Origin of the sequence: Vibrio rhizosphaerae (genome assembly GCF_024347095.1) — a bacterium.
GTDB lineage: Bacteria > Pseudomonadota > Gammaproteobacteria > Enterobacterales > Vibrionaceae > Vibrio > Vibrio rhizosphaerae.
Genome location: NZ_AP024903.1, coordinates 337,420 through 354,455, shown reverse-complemented (window position 1 = coordinate 354,455; position 17,036 = coordinate 337,420). Strand labels below are relative to the sequence as shown.

The 17,036-nt window shown below is 45.4% G+C and carries 15 protein-coding genes and 1 pseudogene; 4 read left to right on the top strand and 12 right to left on the bottom strand.

All coding sequences use genetic code 11. The annotated features are described in order from the left end of the window. Window positions 1–147: 147 nt before the first annotated feature. Together OCV37_RS01525 and OCV37_RS01520 are read right to left on the bottom strand one after the other, a co-directional pair. The gene (locus tag OCV37_RS01525; protein WP_038179160.1) at window positions 148–726 is read right to left on the bottom strand and encodes an aminodeoxychorismate/anthranilate synthase component II; all 579 of its coding nucleotides are present in this window, start codon (window positions 724–726) and stop codon (window positions 148–150) included. Window positions 727–882: 156 nt separating this feature from the next. Further along, window positions 883–2,043, bottom strand: coding sequence for a 5-methyltetrahydropteroyltriglutamate--homocysteine S-methyltransferase (locus tag OCV37_RS01520; protein WP_038179162.1), 1,161 nt, complete (start codon window positions 2,041–2,043; stop codon window positions 883–885). Window positions 2,044–2,360: 317 nt separating this feature from the next. On the opposite strand from OCV37_RS01520, the gene OCV37_RS01515 reads away from it, so the two are divergent. Next, on the top strand, window positions 2,361–2,555 hold the full coding sequence (locus tag OCV37_RS01515) for a hypothetical protein (protein WP_157634894.1): 195 nt from the start codon (window positions 2,361–2,363) through the stop codon (window positions 2,553–2,555). 262 nt (window positions 2,556–2,817) lie between these two features. Here OCV37_RS01515 and OCV37_RS01510 read toward each other — a convergent pair whose 3' ends face one another. From OCV37_RS01510 to OCV37_RS01500, 3 genes are all read right to left on the bottom strand, one after another. After that, window positions 2,818–3,159: a hypothetical protein gene (locus OCV37_RS01510; RefSeq protein WP_038179163.1), complete on the bottom strand. Its 342-nt coding sequence runs from the start codon at window positions 3,157–3,159 to the stop codon at window positions 2,818–2,820. Between the two features lie 261 nt (window positions 3,160–3,420). Then, entirely contained in the window at window positions 3,421–5,388 is a 1,968-nt protein-coding gene (locus OCV37_RS01505; protein ID WP_051680389.1) for a glycoside hydrolase family 44 protein, read from the bottom strand. Between the two features lie 564 nt (window positions 5,389–5,952). Next, complete coding sequence (locus tag OCV37_RS01500; RefSeq protein ID WP_038179167.1) at window positions 5,953–6,936, bottom strand: glycoside hydrolase family 5 protein; 984 nt, start codon at window positions 6,934–6,936, stop codon at window positions 5,953–5,955. A 384-nt stretch (window positions 6,937–7,320) separates the two neighbouring features. On the opposite strand from OCV37_RS01500, the gene OCV37_RS01495 reads away from it, so the two are divergent. Both OCV37_RS01495 and OCV37_RS19780 read left to right on the top strand, forming a co-directional pair. Then, window positions 7,321–8,364 carry a CARDB domain-containing protein gene (locus OCV37_RS01495; RefSeq protein WP_038179169.1) on the top strand — a complete coding sequence of 348 codons (1,044 nt, stop codon included), beginning with the start codon at window positions 7,321–7,323 and terminating at the stop codon, window positions 8,362–8,364. Window positions 8,365–8,516: 152 nt separating this feature from the next. Further along, window positions 8,517–8,630 (top strand): annotated as a pseudogene (locus tag OCV37_RS19780) (hypothetical protein); the annotation flags it as partial. Between the two features lie 36 nt (window positions 8,631–8,666). Here OCV37_RS19780 and OCV37_RS01490 read toward each other — a convergent pair. Next, on the bottom strand, window positions 8,667–8,960 hold the full coding sequence (locus OCV37_RS01490; protein ID WP_038179171.1) for an immunity protein TriTu family protein: 294 nt from the start codon (window positions 8,958–8,960) through the stop codon (window positions 8,667–8,669). Window positions 8,961–9,058: 98 nt separating this feature from the next. Beyond that, window positions 9,059–10,324: an RHS repeat domain-containing protein gene (locus OCV37_RS01485; protein WP_038179173.1), complete on the bottom strand. Its 1,266-nt coding sequence runs from the start codon at window positions 10,322–10,324 to the stop codon at window positions 9,059–9,061. Between the two features lie 160 nt (window positions 10,325–10,484). Between OCV37_RS01485 and OCV37_RS01480 the strand changes: the two genes are divergently transcribed. After that, the gene (locus OCV37_RS01480; protein ID WP_038179174.1) at window positions 10,485–11,756 is read left to right on the top strand and encodes an NAD(P)/FAD-dependent oxidoreductase; all 1,272 of its coding nucleotides are present in this window, start codon (window positions 10,485–10,487) and stop codon (window positions 11,754–11,756) included. A gap of 52 nt (window positions 11,757–11,808) precedes the next feature. On the opposite strand, the gene trpS is transcribed toward OCV37_RS01480, so the two are convergent. The 5 genes from trpS to OCV37_RS01455 form a co-directional block, all read right to left on the bottom strand. After that, on the bottom strand, window positions 11,809–12,843 hold the full coding sequence (trpS, locus tag OCV37_RS01475; RefSeq protein ID WP_038179175.1) for a tryptophan--tRNA ligase: 1,035 nt from the start codon (window positions 12,841–12,843) through the stop codon (window positions 11,809–11,811). Between the two features lie 118 nt (window positions 12,844–12,961). Further along, window positions 12,962–13,648 carry a phosphoglycolate phosphatase gene (locus tag OCV37_RS01470; protein WP_038179176.1) on the bottom strand — a complete coding sequence of 229 codons (687 nt, stop codon included), beginning with the start codon at window positions 13,646–13,648 and terminating at the stop codon, window positions 12,962–12,964. An 82-nt stretch (window positions 13,649–13,730) separates the two neighbouring features. Next, window positions 13,731–14,405, bottom strand: a complete 675-nt coding sequence (gene rpe / locus OCV37_RS01465) for a ribulose-phosphate 3-epimerase (protein ID WP_038179218.1) — start codon at window positions 14,403–14,405, stop codon at window positions 13,731–13,733. A 157-nt stretch (window positions 14,406–14,562) separates the two neighbouring features. Beyond that, complete coding sequence (locus OCV37_RS01460; protein ID WP_038179177.1) at window positions 14,563–15,402, bottom strand: Dam family site-specific DNA-(adenine-N6)-methyltransferase; 840 nt, start codon at window positions 15,400–15,402, stop codon at window positions 14,563–14,565. An 80-nt stretch (window positions 15,403–15,482) separates the two neighbouring features. Beyond that, window positions 15,483–17,027, bottom strand: coding sequence for an SPOR domain-containing protein (locus OCV37_RS01455; RefSeq protein ID WP_038179178.1), 1,545 nt, complete (start codon window positions 17,025–17,027; stop codon window positions 15,483–15,485). Window positions 17,028–17,036 lie beyond the last annotated feature (9 nt).

Below are 17,036 nucleotides of genomic sequence, written 5' to 3'. Positions count from 1 at the left end.
TCTATGGACAATATTTCTACCCATAGACCATATCATTGACCTTGATACTTGTCAGATGATTCTGTCACGACACATTCTATATGTATAATTATGCAATAAAAATGATTTTTTATTTAATTTTATCAGAGAGGCAACTGAACCATATGCTCAACGGCGTAAGAAGTTCGCCAGCAACGCATGCCCTTGTTCAGTTTTTATCGATTCCGGATGAAACTGCACCGCATCAATAGGCAAAGTCCGATGCTGGTATCCCATGATCTCATCGACAGCGCCTTCATCCGTTTCAGTCCAGGCGGTGATGTCAAAACAGTCCGGTAAGCTCTGCCGCTCAACAACCAAAGAGTGATAGCGAGTGACCGTTAACGGATGATTTAAACCATGAAATAGTCCCTGACCACTGTGGCAAATCGATGAAACTTTACCGTGCATCACTTGTTTGGCGCGAACAACCTTTGCCCCAAAAGCCTGTGCAATTGCCTGATGACCGAGACAAACCCCCAACAAAGGAAGCTGACCAGCGAAATGCTTGACGACATCAAGGGAGATCCCTGCTTCATTGGGCGTACAGGGTCCCGGAGAAATCACCAGATGAGAAGGATTCAGTGAGGTAATTCCGGCAATATCAATCTGGTCATTACGAACGACGTTGACTTCCACCCCCAGCTCACAGAAATACTGATACAGGTTATAAGTAAACGAATCATAATTATCAATAATGAGTAACATGAAGATCCTACGTCAAACGCCTGCCGAAAATCAGGTCGCTATTGTGCAGGATAGATGCAAGAAATCAAGAATGTCTGATGAATAAAGAAGTCACCACTGAGTGGTAACTCCTTTATCTAACTTATTTTAAGCGCAACTATATCATGCCATGTTGAGCTATCCCCATACCTGTTCGGCGACCTCTCTCACCAAAGCAATCTTCTGCCATTGCTGTGTATCGGTCAGTTCATTCCCTTCTTCAGTGGAAGCAAAACCGCACTGTGTACTCAGGCAAAGATTTTCCAGAGGCACATATTGTGCAGCCTCGTGAATGCGGGAAATCACTTCATCTTTATCTTCCAATTCACCGGTTTTCGAGGAAACCAGACCGAGAACGACCTGCTTATCTTGAGGAACCAGAGCAAGCGGTGAAAAATCCCCGGAACGGTCTGTATCAAATTCCAGATAAAATGCCGAAACATTTTCTTTAGCAAACAGTACATCCGCAATCGGCGCATAACCACCGGATGCCGCCCAAGTTGACCGGTAATTGCCGCGACAGACATGGGTTGTCAAAATCAGATCGGCTGGCGCACTAGCCAGTGCACGGTTATTCACCTGCAATAACTTCTCCGTCAGCGACGCGATGCTCTGAGCGTGGTCAAAGTCATGAGAATCCCCACAGCCACAACTGGCTTCCTTCGGTGTCGAGGCTTTGGCCGCAATTTTAGGATCCGTTAACATCCCCCACGTACAATCGTCGAGCTGTAAGTTACGACAGCCCAATGCATATAATTCCTCAATGAACGTTTGATAAGTCTGCACAATATCATCGAGTAAATCAGCTTCATTCGGGTAGATGGCTTGTGTCTGCTCCAGGTTACACGGACGCTGGAGCTCTTTCAGAAACTGTGCCGGAGCCGGAATCGTCAGACGCGGCACAATCCCCTGTTCTGCAAATTGCATCAGAAAACGAAAATGCGCCAGAAAAGGATGTTGTTCACCACTGATTTTCCCGGTCAAACGGATACTTTCCGGACGGGTTTCAATTTGAGCAAAGAGATAACCTTGTTCAATCTCAGATTTCTCCACGCCATTGATACCCCACATAAAATCCAAATGCCACCAACTCCGCCGGAATTCACCGTCAGTAATCACCTGTAAACCCGCGGCTTTCTGACGAGCGACAAGCTCCGTAATGGCTTGATCTTCAACATCGGTCAACTGCTGCTGAGTCAGTTGACCGGCTGCAAATTGTCGGCGAGCGTCATGAAGATAATGAGGGCGAAGATAACTGCCGACCACATCGGCACGAAATGGGGGAACAGATAAAGACATGATATTTTCTCAAGTTGCTATTGAATCATATTCATAGCGTACTCTGTTATTTACATGAGAAAAGTGAGATTTACTCAAACCAAACATGAGAAATATTCATGTCAATTTAACAACTGAACTAGCTGGATAAGAGCTGGATAAATGTTTTATGACATTCTGAATCACGATTACCTAGATAAAACGAGCCTGAGATTGTGGGTAAACAAGTATAACAGGCACCCAATTATGAAAACAAAATCATATTTTAAGCATGCATCATCATTAATAAATATATTCTTTACTGATGTATACACACTCACAACGTAAGGAAGCTTGTCATGAAATCGCCACTTATTTCATCTATCGCACTACTTTGCTTCATTGGTTTTACTGGTATCGCATCAGCAGCTGTAGCAACACCAGGCACCTACACTCTTAACTTTGATTGGGGTTGTGACGGAAGTTACTCTTCAACAGCAGTAACACTCAATGCGGACGGCACTTTTAACACTGGTAGTTACAGCGGCAACTAGGTAGAAAATAATCAGACACTGACGCTCACTTATAGCACAGGAACCTATTATACCGGTTACCATACCAGTAAGGCAGCCGTCGGGGTACAAAGATCACAAAACGGTTTAGACGGCTGCTTTTATATTCTGAAATCAAGCATAGTGGCAACTAAACAAGCGCAAAGCAGTTCCGTGGATTCAGATGGTCGGGAATGAACAGGCCATTGAAAAATGAACACATCGGGAGAAGTCACCGCATCTCCCTTTTCAATAACAGTCATGTTTAATTATGTACAGCAATGTAAAGTGGTGTTTCTCTGTCCCCCCAATCGTTGCATTGATGCATTCCTTTCACTTCTACTGGTTTTGCTTGTGCTTGTGCTGAAAGCACTAAGGAATACATCGCTTTTCCAAGCTCATTACTCAGAGAAAAGGCCCACTCATTTGCCACAGTACTACAAGGCGCCTTATCTGTATTTCCTTGTGTGGTAAACATAACCACACCATGACCTGAATTATCCCGGTGTACAATCACTTGGGTAATCGTTCCTGTTCCGGTCCCGGCAAACGCAGTAAAAGATAACAAAGAGCCCAACAGGATGTTGCTTAAAGTTAATTTTTTCATTGTTGTTCCTATTCATACTTATATTATTTTGGGGATATAAACAGCTCATCGATTTATATTTATATGTGGTCTGGGATCCAACCCATTCATGAATAAGCCTTTAATTTAGAGCTATACCCTAATTTTGTGTTGCTTTAAGATCAAGTGAATTCAATACTATTCGCTAGCTTTATCACCATTTTTATCAATGATAAAAAATCCCCGGTGTATACCACAGGGGATTTAGATTTTCATCCAAGTTCAGTCGCTTAAAAATAGCGCTTAACGATTGGCACAGAACCCGATGGAACTGGTACTTGCACCGGGCTGCAACACTTTATTCCATTCAACACCACGAATGGTTACTTTGCTGCCGGCCTGTTCCCAGTTTGCATTCCATAATGCATACACGCTGCCTTCTACATCAAAAGTGGTGTTCCATTCAACAGCTTCAGAGCCATTGTTAGTGACCACAACGTCAGAACAGTATGATGTACTGCCATCTTGCGGAATATTGACGGTCACAGTGATACCATCAGCACCGGGATCGGTTGGATCAGTGGGATCTGTCGGATCGGTAGGATCAGTCGGGTCTGTTGGATCGGTCGGATCCGTTGGGTCTGTCGGATCAGTGACTTCTGAAGTACTAAAGACAAAGTGATACGCTGAAAGGGCTGGAATATCATAGTTAAGCTGATTATTTGTGACCTCAACTTCACCTTTATCTTGAATTTCAACAGAATCTGAATTCAAGACATAAGTCTTACCTGACTTATAAATCGTGGTCGAATCGATGTTGAATACACCGTTAATCGACTCATTCATATTCTTGTTCAGTACGATGACATGGAGCAAACCCGTCTCTGAATCAACCGAAGCATAAATAGAGCTGTTTTCTTTATCGCTCATCGTCGCTGTGACGCTGGTATCACCAAACGTCCCATTTGCGCCGTCATAGTTGCGATAGAGACGATATGCACTGGCTAAATATTTCTCTTCATCATTCAAAATCCAACTGTTGGCAGCATAAACATCATATTTACCGAAGATCCCCAGCACATCGGCTTCAGTAATCGCACCGGTAATATCATCGCCACCACCATAACCGTACTCAGTGAAGGCAATTTTGGTTCCCGGATAATGTGCTGCAATTGAATCTTGGATATGTGGAATCAACGGGAGCTCTGCCATATTCCATTGTGCAATCCAGCTATCTTCTTGATACTCAGGATCCCATAACGTCCGGGGAGCCTGCAGCCGGGCATTTTTATCTTTCACTGAATCAGCACTGCCATCGGTGACGCGTTGATCCCCTCTTGCTTCGGAATACCAGTGCAGGTCAAGCACGTCCAGTAATCGCATTCCGGATGATGCACCTGCCGCTTTCATCTGAGCCAGATAATAATCGATAAACCAGTGATATTGATCTGAATAGTTCGACCAGTCCGGAGCATCACTCAATCCGGTAAAAGCGCCAAAACCATATAAAGCAGGCCCGAAGATCGTGGCCGTCGGATCAACACCTTTGACAGCCTGAGCTGCTTCAATTGAACGGTCCACCAGCTCTTTGGCACCCAGTTTGTCAGGATGAATCCGAGAGTGAGTGTGAGACCATAAACTGGGTTCATTATCTAATGAATATGCGAATACACCGCCATCGGCCGCTTTTCCGTAGCGTTGAACCAGAAAGTTAACCATTTCATCGGTATACACGGCATTATCGGTGAGATCAGGTGTTAATGAGAACGGTGCATTTTTTTTCGATATCGCCGGAATCCAACGAGATGACGGAGCCACTTCGCCTTCCTGAACAGTGCCATTCTTATCGGCAGCGACATAACCAGCCAATGGCACCGTTAACATAGCTTTCGCACCGGGAATCACATCATTATCCACAAAGTCGGTCAGCGTAATTCCCGGAATGGTTTCATCCGCACCATCAGGAACCATGTAAGTATCACTGGAATGCACCCAGTCGGATCCCGCATTGGAATAGTTGTTCTCCCAGTTATATCCTGTTGTCCGGTTCCCGCCCATCCGATAGAAACCAAAGTTCTCATGACCCGTCATATTCATTCGATGATTGGTCCCGTAGATTAAATCACTGATTTTATGGTTTTGTTCATCGGGTGAAATTGAATAATCGATGCTTACCTGGGCAGATACGGCGCTACTGGCTAATGCCGCAAAAATGAGTACAGATAGAATTTTAGGTCGGGCCAGTCCATGTCGATGACTTGATACATTCATTACAAGTATTCTCCTTTGCTACTTTTGATAAAGTGATGCAGCCGGAACAAAACTCGATCAGAGCAACGCTCTACAAACAAAAAGTTCATCAAACATTCGGTATACCGACAGTGGCAAAAACGTACCAAACCAGCTCGTCAAACGTCTTTATATTCGGGCATGGTATTGATGAAGATGCAGGATTAATCACGAAAGAGTTTTATCCGTCAACATTCATACTCTCCCTAATCTGTCTCGTTTTATATCGTCTGGCTATTTCAATGCGGACACGAAAGTCATACAAGCTCATAGACACCGCTCTTTTTCACGATGAACACAATGTCTTGTCACACGCCAAAATTCAGACGACTGAGACAAAATGGAACAATTAGCATATTAGTACAACAAATTGCTTATAATCGGGCTGGTATATAATGAATCTTATAATTATTCCGAATCTGTATGATTGCTCCCAATTCACTCGCATCTAAGTGATAAATAACGAGTTACAATGATCAAAGTCCAGACAGAGATAGTGCTATCTCTGTCCGATTGGTGATTGATCAGATAAACACTCACAACATGTTACTGACAAGATGCACCACAAGTGAATATTGTGGCTGGTGTCGAGGTTGTTCGGATACCATTCACGCCATCAATCAGGATTTTGCCCCATGCACTATATGAGTTGTTATCCCAGTGGTTGACAATATCCAGATCCGCAACATCTTGATTATTGCCCGACCATGACCAGCCGATATAGCCGATATTCAACGTTTCGGCCCGCTCCATAATCGCATCTTCCGCAACATCCTCGCCTTGATGGCTCGCACCAAACTCACCGACAACCAGTGCCAGACCTTTGTTGAGAAATGCAGTGATGTAATTATTCACAGCCGGATAGCCCCCATAGACCTGATACATGTGGACACTAAAAATGGTATTGCGCAGCGGGTCAGCATCAAATACTGACTGCGCACGATTCAGCATAATCTGTTGCCAGTCTTGTCCCCAGTTTGGCGCATCAACCATCAGAGTATGAGTCAATCCCGCGTTTCTTAAGCGCTGAATGGCATGGATATGACCGTCAATCCACACATTGGCATTCACGCCATTCCCCACGGGTTCATTACCCAGATTGATGATGACATAATCCTCTTGCCCAATAAGTTGATCTTTGAGTTCAATCCAATAATCCGCGGCAGAATCTAAACTTGCAGCCTGCCACTCTTCACCAAAGCCGGTTGTATCATGGACTTCAAGCACCGTGATTAGATGTCTTGTTTTGGCTTGCCAAATCACATTCGCTACATCGGCAGGACTATTCTTATTCCAGCGCTGACCATTACTCAAAACCACCCGAACTGTATTTGCCCCTGTCGCGGCAATTCCGTCTAAAGCATGATTCAACCGATCAACATACCAAGTGTGGGCATGGTTGATGCCACGCATTTTAAAAGGATGCCCATTGCCTTCATATAAAACGCCATTGGCGATATAAAACCCGGCTTGGGCAGATAAAGCGTAAATACAGCCCAACGTTGCGATTAATATTTTTATCAATTTCATATTCCTATCCTTACCGACGATGAAAGCACCGTGATGGATGATGCCAACTGTAGATTTAAACCGTAAAAATATGGTTGTAATTTCATATAAATTCAAGTTAACCAGTAGTGACATTGAGTGTCTGGCAGTGAAATCGTGTTGCTTATTTTTTCGCTTGGGAATTTTTTCTGGTTAAGAGGCTTCGCCTGAAATACATCGCCACACCCATTCTTCCGGTGATTATTTTCCATTGATCACAGTGTGGAGAAAAAAGAACCTATAGCATTGACTCATAATAAATTGATTTCATAATAACCCCAAATAAATATAAATCTTGTTTTATTTGTTACAAGGGTCGCGTCATACCTCACTGACGGAATCATCATGAACATATAGGAACTAAGTATGAAACTAAAAAAAATAGTCGTTGGCCTGCTCACAACCACAGCGCTTTGTAGTCAAGCTGCTCTTGCCTCGATTTATCCGGGCAATGTCGATATCGTTAACACAGATCTCCCATACCCAAATCAAAAAGTACTTGAAGTGGACTACCACATGTTCGGCTCTGAAATCTTTAATAACGGCAATACCGTTAATTTTGCGCTGACACAAGATGGTGGGAAATCCGGCATTAATATTGGACGTGATTTTGCAGATATTTCATGTGGAAGCGGAGGCTTAGGCGGTACAATGCGCTGCGTCCCAAGTAGCTCAACACAAACATACCGAGTCAATTTGGATAGTGTGTTGAGTGAACAAAACAAAAAAGTATTGGCCGATTCATGTGTCCCCTATGAATTTAAGGTGAAGGCGAGTTACAGTATTTCGAGTGCACTGAGTTTCAATACCGTCAAGATCGGGGGAGAAGGCGCACCCGACTGGCTGGTCTCTTCCGGTAGTTTTTCGCCGAATCAGGTCGCCGCAGGCGATAACGTAGTCATTAATGCGGTGGTATCATCAGCCAATTGCGCACAAAAAAGCGGTACAGCTCCAACACTAGCTGTATTTTTAGCGAATGCAGATAAGCAACTTATCTATTTCTATGGCGAAACACCCATTAGACTCCCCAACGGCTCAAGCCACACGATCACCGTCCCGATGCTTTCAGGCCTGACGGCGGGTACTTATTATTTAGTGTTGGCAGTCGACCGAACTAATGTTGTTGCTGAAACCAATGAAAATAACAATATTGCGATGGGTAAAATTATCGTGATTGACAGTGCTGTCGGCGGACAAAGTATTGCACCAGAAAATGAGCAGTCAGCCAACACCAGTGGATCAATGACCTATTTGAGTAGAACCGACGAAGATAACCAAAACTTCGTTGACCCACAATTACCGGTCACTCCCGGCATGCAAGTGCTCAAATCCAGAGAAATAAACCAAGACGATCTGTTCAACGCTATCAACCAACTTGATGCCGTTGCTTTACCAGAGCATCAAGAATAACCGGCGCATTTAGTCGTTGTCTTAAAAAGCCCGCGAATGCGGGCTTTGGGTGGGTGGTAGTGATTATTATCAACTCCGGCTTGCTCTGAATGACTATGCTACTTTAAATCCAAATTCACTTTACAGGTGATGACTTAACTTCTAGGGCGAGAGACGAAGCCAGAGCAGATATTTTTGATTATATTGAACGGTTCAATAATCCAAGAATGCGACGTAGACTAGCGGATCAAGAACGCGATTCGGGAATTGGAAACTTAGGGCCTTAAACGACATAGCCCCGGCGGAGCTGGGGCTATGTTTATTTATGCTTCAATTTTTTCAAAGAACTCTGCAAAACAGTTATCAAACTCTTCTGCAGACTCAATAACGCAATACTTATCTATAACAGACTGTTCACTCTCAACATCAAGAGCTTCCATATTGCATTCACCAGTAGACCAAACAACTATACGAGAAACATATTTATCACTATCAAAGTCTATTCTTACACTGGGTTTATCAATATCTAGCGGTGATTTTGTAACCTCGTATTGAAGCCCTTTTTCTTTGAAGTTATCACCATTAGCTGCAATCCAATTTTCAAAAGCATCGATCATGATTAGTACCCTCAAGGTAGTTTGTTTGCTTTGTGAATTATATTTGTAGCACTTGGCATCTGAGGAATATCCATGCCTTTTTTAGCTGCTAAACGTCCTTAGAGAGAATTTGGTCCGGCTATCTTCGCCCAACCTTCAGAGGTTTGTTTTAACGATGATGATGGAACATTGAATTCCACATACCGACTACCCGGAGCAGCTTGTTTTAAGAACGCTTCAGCTTGAGCAGGATTAGCAACATGGGTTGTACCAGAATAGCTTTCTTGAACCTTGCCGGACTTTAACATCGCCTCATGTTCAGCCTTAGACATCCATCGGCCTACTGTAGTAGTTCCACTGTTTGTAACAGTGAACTTCTTACCAGCCGTCTTCAGCCCAATAAAACCTGCACTAGCATACATTATCCCATTAATTTTGTTGGAAGTATCAGGGGTCACTTTTTCTGAGAATGCATCTAAAACATCCTCTGGAGCCTGATTATAACGCTGCCCTGCTAGATTCCAAGCATCCTTGAATTCAGTCCAACCAGCAGTTTTAGATTTTACCCAATTGTCAAAGTCATCACTTAAAGAGACAAGATCATGTAATCCACTTCCAAAATAACTATCCTCACCAGTCTCTGGAGTAGTAGACTCCTTGTTATCCTGTGATGAATCATCATCTTCCCGAGTTCCTCGACTTCCATTCGAGTTAGATGAAGTACCATTGGTACTACACCCATTATTACCACCATGATCACCTGAGCCACCGTCCCCCGACGAATCCGGAGAGCATTGTCCGCCCAGCCCTTCAACACTATAACCGGTCGGATCCTGATACTTCAATGGGTTGTTCCAGACATAGGAATAACGGTTAAAGCTATTGGTCACAAATGGTGCCTGAATCTCCGGATCCGGGCTGATAAACCGTCCCAGTTCCTGATCATACACCCGGCCGTTCATATGAATCAGCCCGACTTCAGTGATCTCTTCATGGACGGTGTAACCCCGGTTGGTGATGGCTGCCTGTACAACATCCAGCGGGCCGTCTTCACGCCAACTCACTTTGCGCTGTTTACCCCAGGTATCATAACTACGCCGTTCGACCACTACGCCATAACCGTCGGTGATCATATCGACCGATTCCAGCGCATCATAGTGCAAATAGCGTATCTGCTTATCTTTCAGCTTATCATCGGCATCTTTGACCTGCGTATTCAGCGCGATCAGCTTGCCATCGGCATAAATAAAGTGTTTATGCTGTACTTCACCAGTCTTGGTATCAGTCACCCGTTCATAGTATTTACCGAAGTAGAACGTCTCCTTACCGTCACTGGTTGTCTTCAGATAGCGGTTATGTTCAGCATCATACTTGAAGGTCACCATATTACCGTTACGCGTAATCGTTTCCGGCTTGTTAAATGCGTTCTATATCAACGTCCATTCATCTGTTCTTCTTTCTGTGACGCAGATCGGGCGCACAATCTTAAACATAAGCTATTATTAATTTAGAAATTACTAATATAAAAAGAGCGAGAAAGTAAAGATGAAAAGAACGATCGTAGTGGGTGCAGGGTTAGGAGGTATCTCCATCGCCTATGAGTTAAGGCAAAAACTACCAAAAGATCATGAAATACGACTGATCAATGAAGGGGCTGAATTTCATTTCATTCCTTCAAACCCATGGGTTGCCCTTGGAGAGCGAACCAGAGATCAGGTCGTATTGAACCTGACTCCCTATACAAAAAAATTCCAGATTCCGTTCAATACTTCCGGCGTTGCTCAGATCCACGCTCAAAATAAAAGCCTGCGAACGGAAGACGGAACCGAATACGAGTATGACTATCTGGTCATCTGTACTGGTCCGAAACTGGCGTTTGAAGCGGTCCCCGGTGCCGGTCCGGAGAATGGTTATACCCAGTCAGTCTGTACGGTTGACCATGCGGTACATTCTCACGAAGCCTATCAGCAGCTCATCAAAAACCCGGGACCGGTGATTGTCGGGGCCCTTCAGGGAGCCAGTTGTTTTGGCCCGGCCTATGAATATGTTCTGTCGCTGGAAAGCCAGTTGCGTAAACTGAAAATCCGCGCTCAGGTGCCGATGACGTTTGTCACCAGTGAACCTTACATCGGCCACATGGGACTCGGCGGCGTCGGCGATTCAAAAGCATTGATGGAGCACGAATTCCGGGAGCGGGGCATTCAGTGGATTTGTAATGCACGCACCACGCACTTTGAACCCAATATGGCCCATATCGAAGAGCTCAACCGCAAAGGCGAAGTCGATTTCGAACACCACTTACCTTTCAACATGGCGATGTTTTTGCCACCATTTAAAGGGTCACCTGCGGTGGCGAATGTTCCTGACTTATGCAACCCCAAAGGCTTTGTGCTGACTGATGAATATCAGCGTAGCCCGACGTATCCGGAAATCTTTGCTGCCGGTGTTTGCGTTGCAATTCCGCCACTTGAAGAAACCCCGGTACCTGTCGGAGCACCGAAAACCGGTTTTATGATTGAATCCATGACCAGTGCGATTGTGGAAAATATTCTCAGTATTGAGCGAGGCGAAGCGGTGAAAAGCAAGCCGTCGATGAATGCTGTCTGTCTGGCCGACATGGGGGATAAAGGGGCAGCGTTTATTGCTCTGCCACAAAATCCGCCACGGAATACCAACTGGACCTCGATGGGACAATGGGTTCACATTGCGAAAATCGCTTTCGAGAAATATTTCCTCTATAAAGTCAAAAAAGGTACCAGTGAACCGATTTATGAAAAATATATTATGAAGGCTGCGGGGATCAAACGGATTCAATAAAAAAGCTGCCAATAGGCAGCTTCAAAATTGCTCTAACCTCGATTGGTGAAGCTTAATATGGCGTCACAAAACCAACCGCTTGATAGGCTTTTTTCAGGATTGGCGCTGCTTTTGCCGATGCGGCTTCAGCGCCAGATTTCATCACTTCATTGAGATACCCCAAGTCAGCACGAACTCGGTGATATTCACTCTGCACGGGTTCTAACATCGCGACGATCGCTTCACCGACGTCTTTCTTGAACGGACCGTACATTTCCACTCCCGCATATTTTGCTTCAATTTCAGCAAAACTCATCCCGGTTGCTGCCGAGTACAGCCCCATTAGGTTGGAGATCCCGGCTTTGTTTTCAACATCATGACAAATCCGTGGTGGTGTTTCGGTATCCGTTTGCGCTTTATTGATCTTTTTAAGAATCGATTTTGGATCTTCAAGCAACGTGATGACATTCTTACGATTATCATCCGACTTGGACATCTTCTTGGTCGCATCCTGAAGACTCATCACCCGGGCATTCACTTTCGGAATGTAAGGTTCAGGAACAGTGAAAATCGGTTGCTCAGGACTGTAAATATTATTAAAGCGAATGGCAATATCGCGAGCCAGCTCAAGGTGCTGTTTCTGATCATTCCCGACAGGAACCTGATGGGTGCCATATAAGAGAATATCGGCAGCCATCAAGACCGGATAATCAAACAGTCCGACATTCACATCATTCGCATAACGTGCAGATTTATCCTTGAACTGAGTCATCCGACTCAGCTCTCCCATCTGGGTGTAACAATTGAGAAGCCAGCCAAGCTGGGCATGAGCAGGGACATGAGACTGAACAAATAAAGTGCTCTTATGCGGGTCAATGCCCACCGCAAGACAGATCGCCAATGCATCGCGGGTTGCTTCCTGTAACGCTTTCGGATCCTGACGCACGGTGATCGCATGAAGATCCACAATACAATACTGACAGTTGTATTCATCTTGCATCTGATGCCATTGACGAAGCGCACCCAAGTAGTTACCAATACTGAGTTCACCGGAGGGTTGAACACCACTAAAGACGATCGGTTTGTCCGAGACGAGGGAGTTGCTCATGAAAAGATTCCTTTGACTTCATCAAAATTAGAGAGAAACCGTGTGATTGTTCTGCAAACAGTCACACGGTTTACTCAGTGTACTCATCAAGAAGTATTTTTCTAGATATTTATCGTATTCATGCGGAGACAAGAACAATATCAAGTAACTGACTGATTTGATCCGCAACATAATCGGGGTTTGAATCGGCAATCGGTTCACCATGATTGTAACCGTATGTCAGACCAAATGAACGGCATCCGGCACGCTGTGCGGCCAGAATATCATTCTTTGAATCACCGACCATCAGCATCTGCCGGGGCTGGCAGTTATAGGTGGTCAGTAGCCACTCAAGCGCCATCGGATCCGGTTTCTTTTTCTCAAAACGGTCACCGCCAATCACTTCTTTAAAATAGTGGGAGATGCCATGTTGTTGCAGAATATCGGGCACGAACCGGGATGGCTTGTTCGTCGCGATAGCCAGAATAAACCCGGCTTGGTGTAACTGCGCCAGTGTTTCTTTGACACCCGGATACAAATGGCTGAGGCGATGCCCCGTGGCAGCATAACATTCATCAAAGCGTTGTCTGGCATCTTGCATCAGCTCAGGACTCAACGACGGGTCAACGGTCAAACTCTGGCTCAAAGCCCGGCCAATTAACACATCGGCACCATTACCAACATAGTCACGAACCTGTGCTTCAGAGACGCCCGGATAACCCAAAGCGCGAACGGCCTGATCAGCAGCCACAGCAAGATCGGGAACACTGTCTAACAACGTGCCGTCCAAATCAAAAACAATCAATTGAATCGGTTCAAAAGACATGACATCAACTCTCTATTTCATTTTATGACGGTGGGCCATGATCAACACACCGAGACTGAATCCTTCCGATTCAAACCACTGTTTACCGCTGAACCTGTGCCAGTTCAGCCCGCATAGCATTAATCACTTGCTGGTAATCAGGCTGACCAAAGATCGCGGAACCTGCCACAAACATATCGGCACCGGCTTCAGCAATTTCACGGATGTTATCAATTTTGACGCCACCATCGATTTCTAAACGAATCTGGCGACCAGAAGCATTGATGCGCTCACGTACAGCGCTGAGTTTATCCAGGGTATGCGGAATGAAAGACTGGCCGCCAAATCCCGGGTTCACAGACATGAGCAGGATCAGATCCACTTTATCCATCAGATAATCCAGATGAGTCAGCGGAGTCGCAGGATTGAGTACAACACCAGCCTGACAGCCATGATCTTTAATCACTTGCAACGTACGATCCACATGCTCAGATGCTTCGACATGAAAAGTAATCATGGATGCACCGGCTTTGGCAAAATCCGGAATGAGACGGTCAACCGGTTTTACCATCAAATGAACATCAATCGGTGCGGTCACACCATAATCACGTAATGCTTTGCAAACCGGAGCGCCAAAGGTCAGATTCGGCACATAATGGTTATCCATGACATCAAAATGAATGACATCCGCGCCAGCGTTCAGGACATCAACAACATCCTCGCCTAAACGCGCTAAATCAGCGGAAAGGATGGAAGGGGCAATCAAAAAGTCTTTCATAAAGCAGGCCTCTGTGAGCATGAAGATCGGGAATAGTTGCCAAGATGGATCATTCTACAGAAGCCATTGCCCGGATCCTAGCGTGTGTTACGCTTTGATATCATTTTTGCCGCATGTCGTGGCATCGTTCACGTAACCACAATGAAGTAAAGCTTGGCTATTTCGCGGCTTGCGGCGCAGAATAACCTTCAAATAAAGCAAGCAATTCATCTACTTTATTGCGCCCTGCACCATTACGGCTGATGGTTCGTTTCACCTTGACGACATTGAGTTTTGCACCGTGGTACAACCGCCGGGTCAGAATCGTATCATGATTAGAGATGAGGACCGATATGCCTCGCTCATTCGCGGTTGTCTCAGCAATATCAGCCAGCGCGGCCTGATCATCGAGCGAAAATCCACCACCGGCATAAGAGGTAAAATTTGCAGTGTGCGACAACGGCGCATACGGTGGATCGCAATAAATCACACTGACATGATCGGCTTGTGCAAAACTGTCCCGATAATTGGTACAGATAAACGTGGCTTTCTTTGCTTTCTCAGCAAAGAATTCAAGTTCGGCTTCAGGGAAGTAAGGTTTTTTATAAGAACCAAAGGGAACATTAAATCCCCCTTTTTTGTTATACCGGCATAATCCGTTAAAGCCAAAACGGTTCATATACAAAAATGCCAACGAGCGATAAAGCACTTCATCGGTTTGATTAAACTGCTGACGCACGGAGAGATAGACTTCTTTGCGATTGTTTTCTGCAATAAACCATCGTTTGGCTTCCGCAATATAAAACTCGGGCCGCTCTTTCAGCAGGTTATAGAGATTGATCAGGTCCGGATTGATATCAGCCAGAACATAATGCTCGTAATCGGTATTGAGAAAAATAGAACCAGCACCGACAAAGGGCTCAACTAAAGTTTGAGCGGCCGGTAAATGGCGTCGGATATCATCAACCAATCCATATTTTCCGCCAGCCCACTTCAGAAAGGCGCGATTCTTCTTCATCTACTGCTCTATCTATCCACCACAATCAACAAGGCTGCGAAATCTAACATATTTTCACTTTATCCCCAAGTGAACCCGTACTATTTCACCCGTTCAATCTCTCGATGTACCTGTCTGAGAGATTTTGCCCAAGGGCCCAGCGACTGAATCGGACGTGGCAGTGTTGCTACGGCATCCCGGGCCATCTGGATCGTAGGGTAGTTTTGGTACGTCACAATATACCAGTTCACCTGATCCCGGATGGTCGGATAAATATAAACCTGATTCTGTAAGCGATGACGTTGGATAAAATCTTCAACTTCCCGGAGCGAATTGAATGCAGCAAGCTGCAAGGTATAGCTGCGATCAGACATCGCCTTTAATTCAGTCGTGGTATAAGAAAATGAGTAACCGGGTAAAGATTGGTTAGTGTTAGATTGAGCAGGTGTTGAAGATGAGGCGCTCTGCTCAGCCGACGCTGTTTGCTGAGGTTCAGTCGTCGCAGCAGATACATCGTCATCCGGGGTCGGCGCAACCTGACGCGCCACATCCGCAAGTTGTTTGGTATTGACTGATTCCGCTTTGCCATCCATCAAGGCATCAACCACTTCAGAAGAAATCACAACCCGTTGTCCCTGATCATCCTCACCAACCCGATCAGAATCAGAAGTCACCGCCGGAGGAAGCGCATTGGAATCGTCCTTCACACCATTCGGTAACGGCTCGGTCGTCGCCTCTCCGGACGAAGCGGATGTATCCGCTGTTTGATTCTCTTTAGGGTTGCCGGTTAAGGCAGGAATCACGGTCTGTTCTTTCGTCGCGGTATCATTGGCAACCATATCGTCCAGCACTCGCTCAGGCGTCTGCTCTTCAGATAACATCCACCAATATCCCCCACCGAGGATCACTGCGAGTAACAGTATCAGTGCCGCGATCTTAACCGGAGACCCGACTATTGAGCGAATCACAATCCGCTTTTCCATCTTCTTCTCTCCTAATGCTATGATATCACCCGGTGTTTTATTCACCTTACTATACGCATGGCGAACCCGCTTCTCCATTTTATCGTCGATAAAACGGACCACCAGATATTCGAAAAGACGATCAGCGTCATCTTGAGAAAGTCGCTCGATCTCCAGATCAACCGGTTTATGTTCCTGACCATACCCAATTCGAGTAATCAGAGGGTCCAATACCCGGGGCAGAGCAAAGAGGATGACATTGATCGACCATTGCGGCTTATCCTGAGCCTCAAGGACAAGCATCCATAGTTCCGAAATCAGATTCTCAGACAGACGCTGCGCATTATCGACCACGATAACAATATTACAGGGCTCATCATCAAATACAGCCGCCAAATTATCGACCAATGCGTCATCGGGACTAAACCGCGCGTGAGAGTCGATCTGCGTCAGAATTGTCATCCGATGCTGGCGATCATCCTGATTGGGATAACACAATAAGAGCGACTGATTTTTGTCCTCCGCCCACGCTTCCAGATAACGTTGTGCGAGCCAAGTTTTACCGGCTCCGGGTTCACCGGAGACCGTCACCAGATTTGAACCGAAATGTGTCAGCAACCTCAGCCGCTCTAACAAATCGACCTGAGACTGCAATTCCAACACTCGCCCGTGTGCTGCACTCATGAACTCATC

Coding starts and splice junctions, on each gene's coding strand:
- OCV37_RS01525 (WP_038179160.1), bottom strand. CDS start 726: ATGTTACTCATTATTGATAATTATGATTCGTTTACTTATAACCTGTAT.
- OCV37_RS01520 (WP_038179162.1), bottom strand. CDS start 2,043: ATGTCTTTATCTGTTCCCCCATTTCGTGCCGATGTGGTCGGCAGTTAT.
- OCV37_RS01515 (WP_157634894.1), top strand. CDS start 2,361: ATGAAATCGCCACTTATTTCATCTATCGCACTACTTTGCTTCATTGGT.
- OCV37_RS01510 (WP_038179163.1), bottom strand. CDS start 3,159: ATGAAAAAATTAACTTTAAGCAACATCCTGTTGGGCTCTTTGTTATCT.
- OCV37_RS01505 (WP_051680389.1), bottom strand. CDS start 5,388: ATGAATGTATCAAGTCATCGACATGGACTGGCCCGACCTAAAATTCTA.
- OCV37_RS01500 (WP_038179167.1), bottom strand. CDS start 6,936: ATGAAATTGATAAAAATATTAATCGCAACGTTGGGCTGTATTTACGCT.
- OCV37_RS01495 (WP_038179169.1), top strand. CDS start 7,321: ATGAAACTAAAAAAAATAGTCGTTGGCCTGCTCACAACCACAGCGCTT.
- OCV37_RS01490 (WP_038179171.1), bottom strand. CDS start 8,960: ATGATCGATGCTTTTGAAAATTGGATTGCAGCTAATGGTGATAACTTC.
- OCV37_RS01485 (WP_038179173.1), bottom strand. CDS start 10,324: ATGGTGACCTTCAAGTATGATGCTGAACATAACCGCTATCTGAAGACA.
- OCV37_RS01480 (WP_038179174.1), top strand. CDS start 10,485: ATGAAAAGAACGATCGTAGTGGGTGCAGGGTTAGGAGGTATCTCCATC.
- trpS (WP_038179175.1), bottom strand. CDS start 12,843: ATGAGCAACTCCCTCGTCTCGGACAAACCGATCGTCTTTAGTGGTGTT.
- OCV37_RS01470 (WP_038179176.1), bottom strand. CDS start 13,648: ATGTCTTTTGAACCGATTCAATTGATTGTTTTTGATTTGGACGGCACG.
- rpe (WP_038179218.1), bottom strand. CDS start 14,405: ATGAAAGACTTTTTGATTGCCCCTTCCATCCTTTCCGCTGATTTAGCG.
- OCV37_RS01460 (WP_038179177.1), bottom strand. CDS start 15,402: ATGAAGAAGAATCGCGCCTTTCTGAAGTGGGCTGGCGGAAAATATGGA.
- OCV37_RS01455 (WP_038179178.1), bottom strand. CDS start 17,027: ATGAGTGCAGCACACGGGCGAGTGTTGGAATTGCAGTCTCAGGTCGAT.